The following is a 21,106-nucleotide window of genomic DNA, read 5'->3' as shown; positions in this document are numbered from 1 at the left end:
ACTTCGAGATTGATAATCATTATCACTAATAGAGAATAGACATGAACGGAAAGGAAGAGACTGGTTTTGGGCTCACAATCGAATAAACAGCTGCCAGCCAGCGATGATACGATCGATATTGTCACGAAGCCTTTTGGAACAGCAGCTGTTATCATCATAGGAATGATCGCTTTAGCATTTGGTCTTTTTTTATCAGTATCATTAGGAGCGGCAAACATTCATCTACAGACTGTATGGGAAGCCGTTTTTCATTTTGATCCACATCAAACTTCACATCAAATCATTCGGGAATTGAGGCTGCCGCGTACAGTTGGAGCTGCTCTCGTCGGTGCCTTTTTAGCCGTATCAGGTGCCATTATGCAAGGAATGACGAGAAATGCGCTTGCGTCACCTGAGATTATGGGTGTGACAAATGGTTCCGCATTTGCGATTGCCATTGCACTAGCATTTTTCCCTGGCCAATCTTCTTTTACATTAATTCTTTGGTCATTTGTTGGAGCCGCACTCGGTGCCTCTATTGTATTTGGTGTTGGTACTATGTCAAAAGGGGGGCTGACTCCTGTAAAGCTCGCACTAGCTGGTACAGCGGTTGGAGCACTTTTGAGCTCCATCTCCTCAGCCATTGCCATCCGTTTTGACGTCGCTCAAGATATGAGCTTTTGGTATGCTGGCGGAGTGGCAGGTGTGAATTGGAGTAACATTCATATCATCATTCCAGTTGCCATTGCAGGACTAATCATTGCAATGATCCTTGCTCGTTCGATCACGGTTTTAAGCTTAGGTGAAGAACTGGCGAAAGGGCTTGGACAGTATACGAAAACGGTCAAGGTGCTTGGTATAGTGGTTGTTATTCTTTTAACGGGTGCTGCCGTGTCGGTAGCAGGCTCTATTGGTTTTATTGGGCTTGTGATCCCTCATGTCACTCGGTTCTTGGTCGGAGTGGACTATCGCTGGATTATCCCATGCTCCGCTATCTTAGGGGCCACATTGTTAATTTATGCAGACATTGCTGCAAGGCTGGTCAATGCTCCGTTTGAAACGCCAGTCGGTGCCATTACGGCGATTATAGGCGTTCCTTTCTTCTTATACTTAGCTAGACGTGAAAGGAGCGGGATTTAAATGGAAATGGTGCAGCAAGCAAAGAAAAAGAAATATCAACGAACGATGCTCATGATTTTTTTCGCGATCGTAGCTGTGTTTCTCATTAGTTTAAATACCGGAGAAATTCGGATCTCTCCGATGGATACATTGAAAACACTTTTTGGATTCGGAAGTGAAATGGATGAACTCGTATTATTCGAGTTCAGGCTTCCAAGAATGGTCATCGCTTTACTTGTCGGCGCTTCTATCGCTGTATCAGGAGCGATTTGGCAAGGTGTTTCTCAAAATGGTTTAGCTGACCCAGGTATTCTTGGTGTCAATGCCGGTGCAGGCTTTGCCGTTGTGCTATTTATCTTTGCATTTCAAGGCACGATGACAAATTCAGGTGATCTTACAATTTTTATACTGCCGCTTTTCGCGTTCGTAGGTGCAGGCTTTGCTGCATTTCTCATCTATGTGTTAGCGTGGAAAAAAGGCATCACACCTGTTCGATTGATTTTAACTGGTATTGGTGTGAATGCTGCGTTTTCAGCAGCAATTGTGGTCATCCAGTTGAAAATGAGCCCAAATGATTTTAACCAAGCTATCGTGTGGTTATCTGGAAGCATTTATGGCTCGAGCTGGACGTATGTCCTATCTGTTCTGCCATGGATGCTGATTTTCCTTATATTAGCGCTTGTCAGATCACGCTACTTAAACATTATGAATTTAGGTGATCAGCTGTCCTATGGATTGGGCATTTCTGTTCATAAAGAAAGAAGTCTTCTCATGCTGATTGCCGTTGCATTAGCAGGTGCGAGTGTTGCTGTTGCAGGAAGTATCTCTTTCCTAGGATTAGCCGCACCGCACTTAGCTAGAAAGCTTGTTGGGCCAAAGCATCAAGGAATGATACCGGCCTCCGCGCTGATTGGCGCGCTGTTATTATTACTGGCAGATACAATTGGCCGCGTCATCCTTGCACCATCAGAAGTGCCAGTTGGCCTTGTCGTTTCTGCTTTAGGCGCACCTTACTTCATTTACTTATTGATGAAATCGAACTAATGAGGAAGGAGAGACAACATATGAAATCGCTCGAAACAGAAAAGCTTTGTATCGGTTATCAAGACCGTTTGATTGTAGAAGATTTGAATGTCAGCATCCCAAAAGGCAAGGTGACAACACTGATTGGACCGAATGGCTGCGGGAAATCAACCATTTTAAAAACGATGTCTCGTATTATGAAGTCCAATCGAGGAGCTGTTTACTTAAATGGCAAGGCTATCCATGAGACGCCGACAAAAGAAATTTCAAAACAAATGGCGATCTTACCGCAAACGCCCGAAGCACCAAGTGGATTGACAGTGTATGAGCTCGTGTCATATGGACGTTTCCCGCATCAAAATGGGTTTGGCCGTTTATCAAATGAAGATAAACGAATCATTAGGTGGGCACTTGAGGAAACGGGAATGATTGCTTTTCATGATCGGCCAATTGAAGCACTTTCCGGCGGACAGCGTCAGCGTGTATGGATTGCGATGGCACTTGCCCAGGAAACAGAGCTGCTCCTATTAGATGAACCTACGACGTATTTGGATCTTGCACATCAGCTCGAGATTCTTCAGCTGTTAGAACGCTTAAATAGAGAGCAGGGCCGAACTGTGTTGATGGTCATCCATGATTTGAATCATGCGGCGCGTTTTTCACATTACATGATTGCCCTCAATCAAGGGAAAGTCATAAAAGATGGTACGCCTCATGAGGTCATGACCAAAGATGTACTCAGTCGGGTATTCCATATTGATGCAGAAATTGTGCTTGATCCTAGAACGAATAAGCCGATCTGTTTAACCTATGACTTAATGAATCATGAACGAAAGCTAGAAGCTGTGAATGGATAATAGATGTAAAGGAACCCGGTGCAGCTGCCGGGTTTTTTTGCATGTTTGAAACTTCCTCGTGCTGCCATTTTCTCCAGTTGATATTTTTTCGCTTTTATGCGGAAAAGAGGTACTTTTTTACTTTAGACAATGGTAATATACGGTTAGAGATCATAGCTAGAAAGGAAAGAGATGCGTGGAAACAGCAAAAATATTGATTGCAGATGACGAAGAAGCAATTGTGAAAATGGTTGAACGCGTATTAAAAAAAGAAGGATTCAAGCATATTTATAAAGCCTACCATGCAGATGAAGCATTAGATATTGTCAAAAACGAGGACATCCACCTCTTACTTCTAGATGTAATGATGCCCGGTAAGTCTGGTTTTGACGTTCTGCCTGAAATCAGAAAGTTAACGAAAGTGCCTATTTTCTATTTAACTGCAAGAACGTCTGATGTCGATAAACTGACGGGCTTTGCACAGGGGGCAGATGATTACATCACAAAGCCATTTAACCCGCTTGAGCTAGTGGCTAGAATTAAGGCTCACCTAAACCGAACATATATCTCCTTACAGGAGGAGCAAGAAGACACTCAAAGCCAATATCATTATGCCCATTTCTCCTATCATCCTCATGCAGCCGAATTGAAAGTAAGAGGAGAGGTGACGGCATGTTCTGCTCAGCTTCTTTCTTTGCTGAAGTACTTTTGTGACCATCCGAATGTGGTTCTCTCAAAAGATCAAATCTATGAGAAAGTATGGGGCGTCCCATCATATGGTGATAACAACACTGTCATGGTTCATATTCGAAAGCTGAGGGAAAAGATTGAATTAGATCCGAGTCAGCCAGAATATATTGTGACGATCCGTGGTATGGGATATAAATTTATACCGCACCCTGCAAAGGTCCTTCAATAATTTATGAATTTACGAGCAAAACTTTTCTTTCACTTTGTCGGACAAATGTTTATTGTGATTGCCATTCTGACGATCGGCAATACGTTCTCTGAGAACTTATATTTAAATAAATACTATGAGAACATGACCGAAACTGGTTTAACAAAAGCTGATGGAGATACACTCATGAGCTGGCTTTATTTTAACGAGGATGGAAAAATGGAAGCCGACGATCAGCTCAAGCAAGCAGTGGAAAAAAGAGACGGCTGGCTGCAAGTGATTGATTCAAAGAAGAATACCGTTTATAGCTATCACCGCCCTAAATCAATTCCAACGTCTTATCAAAAGGATGAAATGATCAAGATCTTTGAAAAAAGAGAATTTAAAGATTACAAGATGTACTTCTGGCCAATTGAGATTGATCAAGAAAGTTTTACTGTGTTATATGGGTTCAAAACGAACAGCACAAAGGTAGCCAATTATCTGAAACAGCACGAGAAAAATTTGGCTGCATTATCTCAATATTCGGTTGAAACGAAAGAATTCTTGAAGAGAATGAATGGATCGGTTCATTTGTTCAATGAAGAAGGAAAATATTTAAAAGGCATTCGGGCCAACACTAGTTTGAAACATAACGTAACAGATGTTGAATTGCTCAAGTATCAATCGAAGCCTTGGGAGTTTAGAAGTGACCTCACTTATATGAAGGTGAATAAAAACCTGTATATCATCGTCTCGGTACCAAATAAAGTATACAGCCCAGACGAGCTTTACGATAAAGAGAGAGACGCTTTAAATCAATATACAACCATCTTAATTGCAGGTCTTGCACTCACTATTATTATTGTCATGACATTGTGGTATTCGTATCGTTATGGGCTGCCAATTTATCACATTATTCGCTGGCTGATTTTCTTATCAAAAAATAAATTGCAGGAACCAACAAATAGAAAGGGAATTCCAGTCAGTAAAAATAAAAAGGGCCGTATTAAGCGGGAATACCGATTATTTGAGGATATCCTAAAAACAATGGATCAGCTCACGCTTACATTAAAAGAGAATGAAGCAAACCGAAGAAAAATTCAAACCACAAGGGAAGAATGGATTGCAGGATTGTCTCATGATTTGAAAACGCCTCTAAGTACGATTTACGGCTATGGACTCATGCTTGAATCCGATCAATATCAATGGTCCAAAGAAGAAGTCATGGAAATGGGACAGGTGATTCGTGAGAAATCAGAATACATGTCGACACTGATTGAGGATTTAAACCTCACATACCGATTGAAGAATGGTGCCCTGCCTATTAATCGGAAACCGGTTGAACTCAGTGAATTTTTAACTTCCATTATGGACGAGTTTTCAAGAAGCTCTTCATCTGAGGATTATCCATGCTCCTTTGAAGATCAAACAGATGGTGTCATATTTGAGATCGATAAAGCATGGTTCAGACGAGTGATTGAGAACCTGCTGGCGAATGCAGTGAAGCATAACGAAAAAGGCACTCATATTACAGCAGTTTTATCTGAAACAGAGGAAGAAGTTCGGATCGAAATGAAAGACAATGGCCGCGGAATGGCACAGGAAACGGTGGATCACCTATTTAACCGCTATTACAGAGGAACAAATACAAATGATCCAACGAACGGAACAGGTCTCGGGCTTGCGATAGCAAAAGAGCTCGTCTTGCTGCATGACGGTGATATTCAAGTTGAAAGTGAACTAGGCACTGGAACAACTATTGCGATTATCCTAAAAAAATCATCACCTGTAAAATAGCCAAAAAACGATTTTCTTTTCTAAAGGAGATCGTTTTTTCCTGTTTTAGGATTGAAATCAATTTTGTAAACGATTACAATAAAATTGTTAACGTGAACAAATTATTTTTATCTATATGAGAAATGGGGGAGTTTGATGAAAGCCTTTTTAGATGAACAGTTTTTACTCAACAGTCAGACGGCGGAAAAGCTATACCATGAGTTTGCTAAGGACCTTCCAATTATAGATTACCATTGTCATTTAAGCCCCAAAGAAATCTATGAAAATAAAACCTTCCATAATATCACCGAAGCATGGCTTTACGGAGATCATTACAAATGGCGTGCCATGAGAGCAAATGGCATACCCGAATCGCACGTCACAGGGGATGCCTCAGACTATGAGAAATTTCTGGCGTGGGCGAAGACCGTTCCCATGACCATTGGAAACCCGCTCTATCACTGGACTCATTTAGAGCTGAGACGATATTTTGGAGTTGAAGAACTTTTAAACGAAAAAACCGCACACATCATCTGGCAAAAAGTAAATGAAAAGCTGCAAGGAGAGGGTTTTGGTGCAAGAGACTTCATTGTGAAATCGAACGTTGAAACAGTCGTGACAACAGATGATCCAGTCGACTCGCTTTGCTATCATCAAAAACTGCGGGAAGAAGGATTCACTGTGCAAGTACTGCCCGGATTTCGGCCTGATAAGGCACTTGATATAACGAATCACCTATTTACAGCGTATGTTCACGAACTGGCAGAGGCTTCATCTACTCCAATCCAATCCTACCAAGACTTTTTGAAAGCACTCCGTACAAGAATTGATTTTTTCCATGAACAGGGCTGCCTGATCTCAGATCATGCCATTAACGAAATGACGTTTGAAGAAACGACGGAAGAAGAAGTGGAAGCCATCTTTTATAAAAAAATGTCGGGGCATTCATTGACGGAAAAAGAGAAGATCAAATTTAAAACACAAACATTCATAAAGCTAGGTCAGGCTTACTATGAGCGGGGCTGGGCGATGCAGCTTCATATCAATGCGCTTAGGAACAACAATACGAAAATGTTTGAGCGGCTTGGGCCAGATACAGGGTATGATGCGATGAATGATGAAGACATTGCCAAGCCGCTTTGCAGAATATTGGACCGTTTAGAACAAGAACAGGCACTGCCAAAAACCATTCTTTATTCCTTGAATCCTAGGGATCATGTTGTGATTTCCACATTGGCTGGAAGCTTTCAAGACGGGACGACACCTGGGAAGATCCAGCACGGCACAGCTTGGTGGTTTAATGATACGAAACAAGGGATGACAGAACAGATGATGGCTCTATCCAGTATTGGGCTGATCAGCCGTTTCATTGGGATGCTGACAGATTCACGAAGCTTTTTGTCGTATACAAGGCATGAATATTTTCGAAGACTGCTTTGCGATATCATTGGAGATTGGGTAGAAAAAGGAGAAGCCCCTTATGATCTTGAGCTGTTAGGGGGAATCGTGAAAGGAATCAGCTATGAAAATGCCAGACAGTATTTCCAATTTGACCGGGCAAATCAGCTCAAGCACCAACCAAACAAAATGACATGAAGAAAATGAAAGCGGTTTTATGATAAGATGGTAAAAATCATAAAAGGCGGAATAGCATGACAGTCACAATTAAAGACATAGCAAAATTGGCAAACGTCTCTCATACCACGGTATCAAGGGCTTTGAATAACAGTCCTTTTATTAAAGAGAAGACAAAACAAAAGATTTTGTCGATTGCAAAACAGCTGAATTATTCACCGAATGTCCATGCGAGAGGCCTAGTATCACAAAAATCATTCACAATTGGTCTGTTTTTTACGAGTTTAACAGAAGGCACATCTTCAAGCTTCTTTGTGGATGCGTTAAAAGGTGTCAACAGCGTCATGACAGAGTATTATAATCTCTTTGTAAGAGGAATTGACGACTTTCACGATTACACAACCATTCATAAACAACGCTACGATGGCATTTTGCTCATGAGTCAAAGCGAACACGATGAAGCATTTATCCATCATGTGAAGAAACAGGGCATTCCCATCATTGTGCTGAATCGCCGTGTAGAAAGTCATGAGGTCATGAATATATTAGCAGATGATAGTCAAGGAGCTTACCAGGCTGCACACCATTTCATTCAGCAAGGTCATGAACAAATCGCCATCATTGAAGGGAAAAAAGGCTTTAAATCAACTCAAGAAAGAAAAGCTGGTTTCCTGCAAGCGTTAATTGATCACCAAATACCTATGAAGAAAGAATATATGATGAAAGGCGACTATCATATGAAAAGCGGCTATGAATCAATGGAATCGCTGCTGGCCCTTGATGATCCGCCAACAGCGCTCTTTTGCTCAAACGATGACATGGCGATTGGTGCAATGAATGCATTATTTGCAAAAGGCAAAACGTGTCCAGGTGATATTTCTATTATTGGTTTTGATGATATTGCCTTTTCATCCTATACCACACCTGCATTGACAACGGTGAAAAAACCGATTGAAAAAATGTGTGCACTTGGAGCAGAAGCTATCCTTTCAGTGATAAACGGTGAAGAGCAAGAAGAGGATCATATGGAAAAAGTGTATGTCCACACAGAGCTGATGATCAGAGATTCAGTCAAAAAGGTGCAGTAATCTGCACCTTCTTAGATAAATGTTCACGTGTGCATAATACTTGGAGAGGGGAATCCATTTGAAACGATTATCAAAAGCCATATACCCGGCACCTGAGTATCCGGAAACGATTTTGCAGATTGGTGAAGGAAATTTTATGCGAGGATTTATCAATTGGCACATCCAGAAGCTGAACGACTGCACAGATTTTAAAGGAAGAGCGGTTGTTGTTCCTCCTCGAAAAGGATCGGTAGCAGCATTAAATGAACAAGATGGCTTGTACACATTATGTATTCAGGGATATCATGACCAGCAAGAAATGAATGAACGTATGATCATCCAATCGATTAGCAGAGGAATTAGTACGTATACGGATTACGAGGAATTTTTACACGTAGCGGAAAACCCGGATCTCCGCTTTGTTTTCTCAAACACGACAGAGGCAGGACTTGTGCTCAGAAAGGAGGATCGTTTGGAGGATCGGCCGCAAGCCAGTTTTCCAGGAAAGCTGACAGCGTTCTTGTATCACCGGTTTAAAGCATTTGCTGGAGATGAGCAGAAAGGACTGATCATTCTGCCTTGTGAATTGGTTGAACAAAATGGTGATCGATTGAAGGAATATGTGATCCGTATGGCAGCTGAGTGGGAACTGCCGCCTGCGTTTTTTACATGGATTAAGGAAGCCAACACGTTTTGTAATACGCTTGTGGACCGGATTGTCCCTGGATTCTCTAAGAAAGCGGCTGACATCGTACGAAAGGAAGAAGGGTATATCGACGAATTGCTTGTCACGGCAGAATATTATCATCTTTTTGTCATTGAAGCGCCCGCTTTTGTGAAAAAGGAGCTCCCCTTTCAAGAAGCAGGATTAAATGTACTTTTTGTAGAGGATATTGCGCCTTATCGTATGAGCAAGGTACGAATTTTAAATGGTGCACATACGGCGATGGTGCCGATTGCCTATTCATGCGGTTTAGAAACTGTAAAGGAAGCTGTGGATGATGAGCATGTTGGTCCGTTCATCCGGCGTATGCTGAAGGAGGAAGTATTGCCAGGGCTTGAACTCCCTGAAGATGAGCTTCTTCTTTATACACAATCCGTTTGGGATCGTTTTTGCAATCCATTTGTAAAGCATCAATTGCTGGATATTGCGCTGAATGGGGTATCCAAATTCCGAACCCGTAATCTTCCGTCATTGCTTGATTATGTCGAGCGAAAGAAACAGCTGCCAATGAAACTTGTGTTTTCACTTAGCAGTCTCATTTATTTCTACAGAGCACATGCAGGAAGGGTAAAGGATGATGAAACTGTGCTAACGCTCATGAAGGAAGCATGGGACGAGGAAAACCATTCTAATGAAGGAGTTGCAGCGAAAATTCTTTCATGCGAGTCATTATGGGGCAGAGATTTAACAGATATAAATGGATTGAGTCAAGCTTTAGCTGATCAGCTTACCCTCATACAGACGCATGGGATGAGAGCAGCTGTTCATCGAATGATGCTTCATCAATATGAAAGTCAGGGGGAGAAAGCATGAAAGACTTTATTGTCATCCACCCTTCAGATAATGTCGGTATTGCTTTAAAAGGACTTGAGCAAGGGGAGGAGCTGCAGCATCAAGGACATACGATTATCTTAAAAGAGACCGTCGCCAAAGGTCATAAGTTTGCATTGGCTGAAATCAAGCAAAGAGAGAATATTATCAAATATGGCTATCCCATTGGTCATGCAGTGACTGCTATTTCTGCTGGAGAATGGGTGCATACGCATAATATCAAAACCAATCTATCTGGCAAGCTGGAATACGAATACCAGCCTTCATTATCAGAAAACCCCTATGAAAAAACGAATCTTACATTTAAAGGGTATAAACGAAAAAATGGCGGAAGCGGAATCCGCAATGAGCTTTGGATTGTTCCTACCGTTGGATGCGTGAATGGCATCGCCGATCAAATGATCCAAATATTCACCGCTGAAATGGGTGGAAACATCCATCCTTTTGAAACAGCCCTTGTATTAAAGCACAATTATGGCTGCTCACAGCTTGGGGACGATCATGAAAATACCAAAACCATTTTACAAAATGCGGTGAAGCACCCTAACGCTGGAGGAGTACTCGTTCTTGGACTTGGCTGTGAAAACAATGACATTGAGGATTTTCAGTCCACATTAGGTGAATATGACCGTACGAGAGTGAAATTTTTAAGAAGCCAAGAAGTAGGAGATGAGATTGAGACGGGAGTCGCTTTACTCAAGGAAATTTATGATGCGGCGAAAGAAGATCATCGTGAAGACATTCCGTTATCTGAGCTGAAAATTGGCTTGAAGTGCGGAGGATCAGATGGATTCTCTGGTATTACCGCAAATCCGCTTTTAGGCAGACTGTCCGATTTTCTTGTCGCGCAAGGCGGAACAACTGTGCTGACAGAAGTGCCCGAAATGTTTGGTGCTGAAACGATTTTAATGGAGAGAGCAGCATCAGAAGCGACTTTCGACAATATTGTGCAAATGATCAATGACTTTAAACAATACTTCATGGATCATCGACAGCCGGTATATGAAAATCCTTCCCCGGGAAATAAAGCAGGTGGAATTTCGACATTAGAGGATAAATCTCTTGGCTGTACACAAAAAGCAGGTACTTCTGATATTAAAGATGTATTGAAATATGGAGAGCTGCTGAAACAAAAGGGATTGAACCTATTAAGTGCACCTGGTAATGATTTGGTTGCTTCATCTGCACTTGCTGCTTCTGGCTGTCAAATGGTGCTTTTTACAACAGGCAGGGGGACACCCTTTGGTACGTTTGTGCCAACAATGAAAATCTCGACCAACACAGCCTTATATGAAACAAAAAAGCACTGGATTGACTTTAATGCCGGAGAACTGCTTGAAGATGTACCGGAAGATGTTGTATTAGAAAAATTCATTTCAACTGTCATTGATGTGGCGAGCGGGAAGCTGTTAAATCATGAAAAAAACAATTTTAGAGAGCTGGCTATTTTCAAAACAGGTGTCACACTTTAAGGCGACTGGGGGATGAGAAAGTGTCTAAAAAACGGGATTTGATGTATATCACAGCAGGAACGGTACTAACTGGAGTCGGAATTGCTCGTTTAGCAAAGCAAGTGAAGAAAAATAAGAAAGCAAACGGAATTGATCAAGTGCTAAAGCAGATAAAAGCACCGCAGTTCCAAGATCGTGAATTGAATGTGGTGCATTATGGAGCAGATGCGGAAGGGCAAGAGCTTTCAACAAATGCTATTCAGTCTGCCATTGATGATGCGCATCGGTTGAAAGGGGGACGGGTGCTGATCCCAGCAGGGACATTTATGACAGGTGCTTTAGAATTGAAAAGCAATGTAGAACTTCATCTGCATGAGAAAGCCTATGTGACATTCAGCCAAGACCCAAAGGATTACTTGCCTCTTGTACTGACAAGATATGAAGGGGTTGAACTTTATAATTATTCACCTCTTATTTATGCACACCATGCAGAAAACATCGCTATAACGGGAGCCGGAACCCTTGATGGCAGAGGGGATGAGCATCATTGGTGGCCTTGGAAGTATGGGACAAATGGCCAGCCCTCTCAGGATCGGGATCGCCAGCTTTTGTTTGAAATGGCGGAAAAGAGAATACCGGTAGAAGAAAGGGTATTTGGAGAAGGTCATTATTTAAGGTCGAGCTTTATTCAGCCATACCAATGTCAGCATGTGCTAATCGAAGGAGTGACAGTGAAGGATTCACCGATGTGGCAAATTCATCCTGTGTTAAGTGATAACGTCATCGTCCGCGGCGTTAAAATCATTGGGCATGGACCAAACACAGATGGTGTCAATCCGGAATCTTGCCGGAATGTGCTCATTGAAGATTGTTATTTTGATAACGGAGATGATTGTATTGCCATCAAATCGGGCAGAAACGAGGATGGACGGAGAATAGGGATTCCATCTGAAAACATTGTCATTCGTAGAAATGAGATGCGGGATGGACACGGCGGTGTGACGATCGGGAGCGAAATCTCTGGCGGAGTAAGGCATGTTTATGCAGAAGATAATGTCATGGACAGTCCGAACCTTGACCGGGCACTGCGTATTAAAACCAACTCTGTCAGAGGCGGCACCATTGAACATATTTATTTTAAAAACAATACAGTCAAAAGTCTAAAGCATGAAGTGGTCTGTATCGATATGATGTATGAGGAAGGAGATGCTGGTCCGCATCGTCCTGTTGTACGTCATATTAAAGTGGAAGGACTCAAAAGCAGCGGCGGACGATATGGTGTGAAAATAGCCGCATACGCACATTCTCCTGTGACTCACTTTAAAATGAAAGATTGTGCCATAGATGATGTGGCGTATCCATTATCTTTAGAGCATGCCGTTTCTCCTGCTTTTCAGAAAGTCGTCATCAATGGAGAACAAATCAATTCATTGAAGAGTGAAAAACAGTCTTTTTAGAGGCTGTTTTTTTGTTTTATGAACAGAAAAGACGCTTTTAGAAATCACATATACAACCTATCTGCACTGTAGTATAATATTCCCGAAATTAGAAAAGAATTGACGAAAGAGATTTCGTTAAGCAGTACATAAACCAGGGGGTTACTCATGAAAAAGTTAACAGCTATTTGGCTATCGTTATTGCTTGTGATGGGTGTTTTAGCAGGATGTGCAGGCGCTGAGACAGATCACAAAGCAAAAGGGTCACAAAATAAAGAAACGGCCACTGCGGCATTTCCCGTATCGATAAAAGATGCAGCTGGCAAAACAGTCGAAATCAAAGAACAGCCTAAACGAATTGTTTCGTTAATTCCAAGTAATACGGAGATTGCTTATGCACTCGGTCTTGAAGATAAAATGGTTGGACGATCAGACTTTGACAATTATCCAAAGGAAGTCGAAAAGGTAGAGAAGATTGGGGGACTGGAATTCAATGTCGAGAAGGTCATTTCCTTAAAGCCAGATCTTGTCTTAGCACATGCATCTCAGATGGGATCAAAAAATGGATTTAAACAGCTTGAAGATGCAGGGATCCAAGTGCTGACTGTAAATGATGCAACGTCCTTTAAGGATGTGTACAAATCAATCAATATGATCGGTGAAGCAGCCGGCGTGAAAGAAGCATCAACAAAGCTTGTAGACGAAATGAAAACAAAGCTGAATGACATCAAGAAACAAGCAGAGGGGATTTCGAAAGACAAGCAAAAAACAGTCTTTGTTGAAGTATCAGGTGCACCTGAAATCTATACAACTGGTAAAAATACATTTATGGATGAAATGCTTTCTGTTATCCATGCCAAAAATGCTGCAGGTGATCAAACTGGCTGGGTGCAAATGACGGAAGAATCGATCATCAAGCGAAATCCTGATGTCATCGTTACAATTGATGGATCAGGCTTAGCTGATTTGAAAAAAAGAGACGGCTGGAACGCAATGAAAGCAGTGAAAGAAAAACAAGTCTTTCAATTGAATACGGATCTCGCATCAAGACCGGGACCGCGATTGGTTGAAGGAGTCGAGGCTCTTGCGAAAAACGTCTATCCTGACACGTTCAAATAAATTGATCATCGCATATACACTAAGTGTTTTACTTCTTGTGATGAGCGTTGGAATGGGAATCTCCTTTGGAAGCTTAGGGATTCCCATTCCTTCTATTCTTCGTATATTTGTTCATGAATTATTCGGAGTGCAGTTTGGAACCATTGATTCCATCGATCGCAATATTATGATGAACATTCGGCTGCCAAGAGTCATATTAGCGGCATTAGTCGGAGCAGCACTTGCGTTATCTGGTGCAGCTTTTCAAGGTTTATTAAAAAATCCTCTCGCTGACCCTTATACGCTGGGGGTATCTCAAGGGGCATCAGTTGGAGCCGTAGCGACCCTGTTTTTCAGCTTGCAGCTCCCGCTTTTTGGCAGTTTCACACTGCCATTATTCAGTATGACAACAGCGCTTGTGACCCTTTGCCTCGTTCTCTTTTTTGCGCGTCTTGTTCATCGGGGGATGAGCATTTCTTCTTTAATTTTGACAGGAGTGATTTTCAGCTCTTTTTTGGGTGCGCTCATTTCATTGATGATTGCTTTAACAGGTGATGATCTAAAAGAGATCATTCATTGGCTGCTTGGCAGTGTGTCCATGAGGGGCTGGCGTTATATTGTGCTTTTTCTTCCTTTCTTTCTTATTGGGACCTTTGCGTTAATGTTGATGGGGCGGGATTTGAATGTGATGACGTATGGCGAGGAGAAGGCAAAGCTATTAGGTGTACATGTGAAAAGGAGCAAATATATTGTGCTGCTGGCGGGCTCGATCCTGACCGGAAGTGCAGTAGCGGTATCAGGGACGATCGGTTTTGTAGGACTTGTGATTCCTCATTTTATCCGCCTCTTAACTATCACAGATCATCGGCATCTGCTGCCTTTATCTATGCTGAACGGTGCTTCCTTTCTTGTATTAGCAGATGTGTTATCCCGTACCATCATTGAGCCGACTGAATTACCGATTGGCATCATTACTGCGTTAATTGGTGCACCTGTATTTGGCATCATCCTCATTCGTAAATATAGAGGGGGGACGCACGTATGATTCAAGTGAAGGAAATCAGAGGTGGATATGGAGAGAAAGAGGTCATTCGAGGCATTAATCTTGAAGTGAAGCAAGGAGAATTTCTCGGTATACTCGGTCCAAACGGGAGCGGTAAGACGACCCTTCTTAAAATGATGGCAGGGATTTTAGCACCTATGAGCGGAGAGGTGCGTCTCGGCGGTCACCTTATTCAATCCTATCAGCCAAAGGCGCTTGCGCAAAAGATGGCAGTTCTGCCGCAGAAAACGGACCAAGCTTTTTCATTTACGGTGGAAGAAACCGTCCAATTCGGTCGTTATCCATATCAAAAAGGGTGGCTGCAATCTGTCACGCGAGAAGATGTGCAGGTCGTCAGCAAAGTAATGGAACAAACGGGTGTTGCACAGTTTAAGAATCAATCCATCCATGAGTTAAGCGGAGGAGAACAGCAGCGTGTATATTTAGCACAGGCATTGGCGCAGCAGCCTGAATATTTATTGCTGGATGAACCAACGAGTTTCCTTGATTTAGCCTATCAAAAAGATTTGCTTGATTTAATTAAAGAAGAAACGACTTCCTCTAAGTTAACGGTCATTGGCGTATTCCATGATGTGAACATTGCTAGTTTATATTGTGATCGCCTGCTGCTACTACATGAAGGAAAGACAGACATGTTAGGACTGCCGCATCACGTCTTGACCACTGAACGAATCAACTGTGTGTATGAAACAAATGTGACGCCGCTCCAGCATCCATTTAGGGCTAACCCCCAGCTGATGGTTGAGCCTGCAGCCCCTTCAAAAGCATCAATTGTAAACATAGCGGATGGCTGGAGGACTTATAGCTCAGAAGGAATGACGTTTTCCATTAATCAGCCTCTTCGCATCCTTTCCTCACATAAGAAAAACGGCGGGTTCTTTTGGAAAAGGTCTATTGGAACGGGAAAGAAGACGCTTCATGAGCAGCTAGAGTCATCTGAAGATATGCTGTTTTTCGAGCAAGCTAACGGATTAGCACAATTTGCCGCAGAAGACGCCGAAGACGATATGATCCTTTGCGGCATGCTTCAGCAAGAAGAGTTGGCCATTTGGCTTATCCTGAAACGATCTTTATCAGACGGAGCAGCTGTTCAGCTCATGGGGCAGCTTATGCACATCATGAAGCAAGAAACAAGCATTCCAATCCATCATCTTTGTATTGCTACACCCAATACGCATGAAACGGAAGATGCTGACCTTTTACACGAAAGATTAGGACAAAAGGTGCATGGGCTTCTTCAAAAGTTGAATGCCATTCAAAAGTGAACCAAAATGGTTCGCTTTTTTTGTTGAAAACATCAACAGCTGCATAAGAAATGAACGGGATATAGCGAAAAATCAAAAAAGTGTTGCTAATTAAATCATAATCCTTTTATAATAAAAAATATGAAAGCGCTTAAAATATAATATGTTTAAAAATGCAACGTGTTAGAAAGGGAGGATTATTTGAACATTCAAGGAATTATACCAGCTATTTTGACACCGCTTACTGAGAAAGAACATTTTCATCCCGAAGTGGCAACGCAATTAGTGAATCGTTTGATCGACTCAGGTGTACACGGCATCTTTGCTTTAGGCACAAATGGAGAGTTTCATTTGTTTTCAGAGGAAGAAAAGCTTCAAATTGCTGAAACTGTCGTGAATGCTGTTGGCAGACGAGTGCCGGTATTCATTGGAGCAGGTGAAAATAGTACGGAGGCAACCATCAGGCTGTCAAACAAACTGGCAGATCGAGGGGTAGATGTTCTGTCTATCATTACACCTTACTTTGTTGCACCAACCCAAGAAGAGCTGTATGAGCACTTTCGCCACATATCTGAGAATGTAGATATTCCGATTCTGCTTTATAACATTCCATCTAGAACAGGAGTGTCGCTAGCACCAGAGACGGTTGCTCGGCTCAGTGCACTGCCGAATGTGCTAGGCATTAAAGATAGCAGTGGAAACATTGAAAATATCAAGGCATATCTGGATGTCACAAAAGATGAAGATTTTGTTGTCCTTGCAGGTACGGACTCACTCATTTTGGAGACATTGAAACTCGGCGGAGCAGGGGCGGTCGCAGCAACTGCAAATGTACTTCCTGAAACTGTCGTTGGACTCTATGAATCTTTTCGAAAAGGGAAGCTTGACGAAAGTGAGCACTTCCAGAAGCAGCTGCAGCCATTAAGAGCAACATTCGGTTTAGGGACATTACCAGCACCTTTGAAAAAGGCAGCAGAGCTTTATGGAATTCCGGTTGGCCCGCCCAAAAGCCCTGTAAAAGAGCTGTCAGGTGAGGCATTGGAAGCTGTGGCACAAATGGTTGAAGACTATCGCAAACAAGGAAAAGCGGCAAAGGAGTAGTGAAGAGATGACGATCACGCATTATCACTTTCAGACGGCATCACACATTGTATCTGGCGCAGGTTCTTTAGACCTTCTTGGGGAGAAATTAGATAGTTTAGGGCTTAGCAGACTCACATCCATTTTTATATTAACGCAGCCATCTATCGTATCACTTGGTTATGCAGATCACATCAAAAGAGAACTTGCGAAAAAGGGGATAGCAAGTGAGATAAGTACAGAAATCAAACCTGAACCAACAGAAGAAAATATCGAGGATGTATTCCACACCTTTTTAAGAGGAGAGCATGACGCCATTATTGGAATTGGTGGCGGGAGTGTGCTTGATGCTGCAAAAATTTTAGCTGTTCTTAAGACAAACGATCAGCCGATTTCTGCTCTCGTTGGCACAAATCTTGTGGAAAAAAGGGGAGTGCCAACGATTCTCATTCCGACAACCTCTGGTACGGGATCTGAGGTGACACCAAATGCAATTGTGACTTTTCCAGAAAAGGAATTGAAAATTGGAATGGTTAGTCCGCATCTTTTGCCAGACCTTGTCATCTTAGATCCAGCACTTACTCTCAACTTGCCGAAATCTATTACCGCAGCTACAGGTATGGATGCTTTTACGCATGCGCTTGAATCTTATATTTCAAATAAAGCCAATCCATTCAGTGATATGTTTGCACTGGAATCGATGCGGCTGATTTCAGGAAGTATTCAGGAGGCATATCATCACGGGGAGAACATGAAGGCAAGAGAAAATATGCTTGTTGGTGCAATGTATGGAGGAATGGCGCTTACAAGTGCCGGTACTGCTGCTGTTCACGCTATGGCTTATCCATTAGGGGGGAAATACAAGATTTCTCATGGTGTTGCTAATTCCATGCTGCTTCCGCATGTCACTGCTTTTAATGCAGATCATATTATTGGTCGGCTTGAACATGTGGCAAGAGCAATAGGACTAGCGGGAGCTCACACAAAGCAGGAGCTTGCAGAGCGTGTGATTCATCAAATTGAAGAATGGACAGCGGATTTACACATTCCACAGCAGCTCAAAGCTTTTGGAGTGTCCAAGGAGGATGTACCGGCACTTGCTCAAGCAGCTTCAGAGGTGAAGAGATTAATGGACAACAATCCAAAGCCAATGTCTGTTTCTGATATTGAACAGGTATACATGAAACTGCTCGACGCTTAACGCTTCATTGGGATGGGAATGAGAAGTTGCTTCACACGGCTTGCACACAAAGGGGGATTTTAAATGAATGTCTTAAGCAGTTCTGTCATCACATTTATTTTGATCGTCATTATTCTCTATATACTCTTTACGACTTGGCTGACGATGCGTTTCCGCAGTAAATCCAATTCAGAATTTAACAATGCTGCTAAGTCACTTCCAGCCATTGTAGTCGGTATTTTGCTCATGAGTGAATTCATTGGAACGAAATCCACTGTTGGAACTGCAGAATCTGCCTTTACGCATGGGCTTTCTGCTTCATGGTCTATTGTGACTGTCGCTATCGCCTTTTTTATCTTTTCCTTTTTCTTAGTAGGCAAGTTTTATCGAACAGGACAGTACACCATTTCAGGTATTATCGATCAGAAGTTTGGAAAATCAACGAAGCTAGTTGTTTCTGTTATTATGATTGCTGCATTACTGCTTGTGAATCTAGGAAACTATTTAAGTGGGTCAGCTGCTATTGCATCCATTTTGGGGCTTCCTTTAATGACCTGTGCGATCATTACGGCCGTTGTGAGTACATTTTATTTTACATTTGGAGGAATGAAAGGGGTTGCATGGGTCACGATCCTTCATTCGATCGTGAAGTATGCGGGGATTTTAATTACACTAGGGGTAGCTCTTTACTTAACAAAAGGCTTTGAACCAATGAAACAAACGATGCCTGATCATTTCTTTACATGGGACGGGACAATTGGATGGGGGACGATAGGAGCTTGGTTTATAGGAAACATGGGTGCCATCTTTGCTACGCAGTTTATCATTCAAGCAATCACTTCGTCGAAAAGTGAGCGTGAGGCAAAGAAATCAACGCTTTATGCGGCTTTGCTTTGTTTGCCGCTCGCCATTGCAATCGGTGTGATCGGCGTAGCTGCACATTATTTGTATCCAGACATTGATCCTATTTATGCCTTCCCTGTCTTTTTACAGCATATGAATCCAATTTTGAGTGCCATTGTGGCAACATCGCTTGTGGCATCCATCTTTGTCGGTGTGTCGACGGTTGCGCTTGCGACAACAACCTTAATTATGGATGATTTTTATGTACCGAAAATGAAACCAACACCGGAGCAGAGAATGAAAGTCACGAGGTATGTGGCTGTACTCGTTGGAATTGTGCCTCTTGTAGGAGTAGCACTTGCGCCGGAGCTGCTGTCCCTTTCCTTTTTTACAAGGGCGCTTCGAACATCGATCGCTGTTGTAGCAGCAATGGGCTTTTACTTGCCGTACTTTAATTCAAATAGAGGGGCGACCATTGGCCTTGCTGCTTCAGGTGTTACCACGACGGTTTGGTATTTACTCGATAATCCATTCGGAATCGATAATATGTATATTGCCATTATCATTCCTTTCCTTGTGCTGGTAATCGACCGACTTTTCAGTCCGCCTGCTAAAAAGGATCAACCATTGAAAGGAGAATTGTCATGAAAAATGAAGAGACTGTGATAAAAATAGATGGAATTTTGCGACAAAATGAACAAGATACAGAGAGAAAAGAAGCCTTTCTGCCAACAGACTGTGTGCAGAATCATGCGGCCAATCTACTTGAGCTGGATAATGGAGATGTATTATGTGTTTGGTTTGGCGGAACGCAGGAGGGAATACCTGATATCTCAATCTATATGTCGAGACTCAAACGGGGAAGTAACAAGTGGACAGAGGCAGTGAAGTTATCTAACGATCCTGCACGCTCTGAACAAAATCCAGTTCTGTTTCAAGAGGAAAATGGCAGGCTATGGCTGCTGTATACCGCACAGCTATCTGGGAATCAAGATACGGCCATCGTGAGATACCGGCTATCAGAGGATAGAGGTGAGACATGGGGTGAGATTGATACTTTGTTTGAACAGCCGGGTACGTTTATACGTCAGCCGATTGTTGTACTGGATAATCAAGATTGGCTGCTGCCGGTCTTCTATTGTAAGACCATTCCAGGCGTCAAATGGACGGGGAACCGGGATGTCAGTGCTGTGAAGATTTCATCCGACCAAGGAAAGACATGGGATGAGGTCATTGTACCAAACAGCACGGGCTGTGTTCATATGAATATTGGAAAGTGTGCAGACGGCTCCCTCATAGCCCTCTTTAGAAGCCGGTTTGCTGATTCGATTTATATCAGCCGTTCCGTCGATCATGGGCGGACATGGTCTGAGCCAAAGGCGACGGAGCTGCCCAATAATAATTCATCCATTCAATTTACCGTGCTCCAAAATGGGCATCTTGCCCTCGTCTATAATCATATCAATGCGGATGAGCAAACAGAACGAAGAGCTTCTTTATATGATGAAATTGAGGATGAAGGCGATACGCGCACGGCGGTTGATACAGAAGCACGTCCAGCCTTTTGGGGAACACCGCGTGCACCGATGACTTTGGCGCTCTCTGAGGATAATGGTGATACATGGCCTATCAGACGTAATCTTGAAGTGGGTGATGGATATGCGATGACAAACAATTCAAAGGATAAACTAAATCGAGAGTATTCTTATCCATCCATCACGGAAGGAAAAGACGGGAAGCTGCATATTGCGTTTACGTATTATCGGCAGGCGATCAAATATGTGTGTGTGACAGAAGAATGGGTCAATCGCACTTCTTAACTGCAAGAGGGCCCTGCTTCTGGTGAATTGTAACCCTCATTTGCTTCATTTATAATTGATGTTTGGAGGGTTGTCCCCATT

At 42.6% G+C, this 21,106-nt stretch carries 17 protein-coding genes; all 17 read left to right on the top strand.

The window, feature by feature from the left end:
- The first annotated feature begins 66 nt into the window (after positions 1 to 66).
- On the top strand, positions 67 to 1,119 hold the full coding sequence (locus tag AAYR28_RS15330) for a FecCD family ABC transporter permease (RefSeq protein ID WP_041115689.1): 1,053 nt from the start codon (positions 67 to 69) through the stop codon (positions 1,117 to 1,119).
- Positions 1,120 to 2,142 carry a FecCD family ABC transporter permease gene (locus AAYR28_RS15325; protein ID WP_061110082.1) on the top strand — a complete coding sequence of 341 codons (1,023 nt, stop codon included), beginning with the start codon at positions 1,120 to 1,122 and terminating at the stop codon, positions 2,140 to 2,142. It abuts the gene before it with no gap.
- Positions 2,143 to 2,162: 20 nt separating this feature from the next.
- Positions 2,163 to 2,978 carry an ABC transporter ATP-binding protein gene (locus AAYR28_RS15320; protein ID WP_024423449.1) on the top strand — a complete coding sequence of 272 codons (816 nt, stop codon included), beginning with the start codon at positions 2,163 to 2,165 and terminating at the stop codon, positions 2,976 to 2,978.
- Positions 2,979 to 3,153: 175 nt separating this feature from the next.
- Positions 3,154 to 3,876: a response regulator transcription factor gene (locus tag AAYR28_RS15315; RefSeq protein ID WP_024423448.1), complete on the top strand. Its 723-nt coding sequence runs from the start codon at positions 3,154 to 3,156 to the stop codon at positions 3,874 to 3,876.
- Positions 3,877 to 3,879: 3 nt separating this feature from the next.
- Positions 3,880 to 5,634: a HAMP domain-containing sensor histidine kinase gene (locus AAYR28_RS15310; protein ID WP_034280895.1), complete on the top strand. Its 1,755-nt coding sequence runs from the start codon at positions 3,880 to 3,882 to the stop codon at positions 5,632 to 5,634.
- Between the two features lie 135 nt (positions 5,635 to 5,769).
- The gene (uxaC, locus tag AAYR28_RS15305; RefSeq protein WP_101676475.1) at positions 5,770 to 7,209 is read left to right on the top strand and encodes a glucuronate isomerase; all 1,440 of its coding nucleotides are present in this window, start codon (positions 5,770 to 5,772) and stop codon (positions 7,207 to 7,209) included.
- Between the two features lie 56 nt (positions 7,210 to 7,265).
- Positions 7,266 to 8,276: a LacI family DNA-binding transcriptional regulator gene (locus AAYR28_RS15300; RefSeq protein ID WP_101676474.1), complete on the top strand. Its 1,011-nt coding sequence runs from the start codon at positions 7,266 to 7,268 to the stop codon at positions 8,274 to 8,276.
- Between the two features lie 58 nt (positions 8,277 to 8,334).
- Positions 8,335 to 9,792, top strand: a complete 1,458-nt coding sequence (locus tag AAYR28_RS15295) for a tagaturonate reductase (protein WP_120207675.1) — start codon at positions 8,335 to 8,337, stop codon at positions 9,790 to 9,792.
- On the top strand, positions 9,789 to 11,282 hold the full coding sequence (locus AAYR28_RS15290) for a UxaA family hydrolase (protein WP_061110078.1): 1,494 nt from the start codon (positions 9,789 to 9,791) through the stop codon (positions 11,280 to 11,282). Before AAYR28_RS15295 ends, AAYR28_RS15290 begins: the two co-directional genes overlap by 4 nt.
- A gap of 20 nt (positions 11,283 to 11,302) precedes the next feature.
- Positions 11,303 to 12,718, top strand: coding sequence for a glycoside hydrolase family 28 protein (locus AAYR28_RS15285; protein ID WP_120207673.1), 1,416 nt, complete (start codon positions 11,303 to 11,305; stop codon positions 12,716 to 12,718).
- A 147-nt stretch (positions 12,719 to 12,865) separates the two neighbouring features.
- Positions 12,866 to 13,816 (top strand): ABC transporter substrate-binding protein, encoded by a 951-nt coding sequence (locus tag AAYR28_RS15280; RefSeq protein WP_120207671.1) that lies wholly within the window; start codon positions 12,866 to 12,868, stop codon positions 13,814 to 13,816.
- Complete coding sequence (locus AAYR28_RS15275) at positions 13,782 to 14,840, top strand: FecCD family ABC transporter permease (RefSeq protein WP_034280887.1); 1,059 nt, start codon at positions 13,782 to 13,784, stop codon at positions 14,838 to 14,840. Before AAYR28_RS15280 ends, AAYR28_RS15275 begins: the two co-directional genes overlap by 35 nt.
- Complete coding sequence (locus tag AAYR28_RS15270) at positions 14,837 to 16,123, top strand: heme ABC transporter ATP-binding protein (protein ID WP_120207669.1); 1,287 nt, start codon at positions 14,837 to 14,839, stop codon at positions 16,121 to 16,123. Before AAYR28_RS15275 ends, AAYR28_RS15270 begins: the two co-directional genes overlap by 4 nt.
- Positions 16,124 to 16,303: 180 nt before the next feature.
- The gene (gene dapA, locus AAYR28_RS15265; protein WP_120207667.1) at positions 16,304 to 17,203 is read left to right on the top strand and encodes a 4-hydroxy-tetrahydrodipicolinate synthase; all 900 of its coding nucleotides are present in this window, start codon (positions 16,304 to 16,306) and stop codon (positions 17,201 to 17,203) included.
- 7 nt (positions 17,204 to 17,210) lie between these two features.
- Positions 17,211 to 18,383, top strand: a complete 1,173-nt coding sequence (locus tag AAYR28_RS15260) for an iron-containing alcohol dehydrogenase (RefSeq protein WP_120207665.1) — start codon at positions 17,211 to 17,213, stop codon at positions 18,381 to 18,383.
- Between the two features lie 63 nt (positions 18,384 to 18,446).
- A complete protein-coding gene (locus tag AAYR28_RS15255) occupies positions 18,447 to 19,853 on the top strand; it encodes a sodium:solute symporter family protein (RefSeq protein ID WP_034280883.1) in 1,407 nt (468 codons plus the stop codon).
- Complete coding sequence (locus tag AAYR28_RS15250) at positions 19,850 to 21,025, top strand: sialidase family protein (RefSeq protein WP_101676468.1); 1,176 nt, start codon at positions 19,850 to 19,852, stop codon at positions 21,023 to 21,025. Before AAYR28_RS15255 ends, AAYR28_RS15250 begins: the two co-directional genes overlap by 4 nt.
- Positions 21,026 to 21,106 lie beyond the last annotated feature (81 nt).

Source organism: Bacillus safensis (assembly GCF_039619585.1).
Lineage (GTDB): Bacteria > Bacillota > Bacilli > Bacillales > Bacillaceae > Bacillus > Bacillus safensis.
The sequence above is the reverse complement of the archived record's forward strand: the minus strand, read 5'-3'. Positions and strand labels throughout refer to the sequence as shown.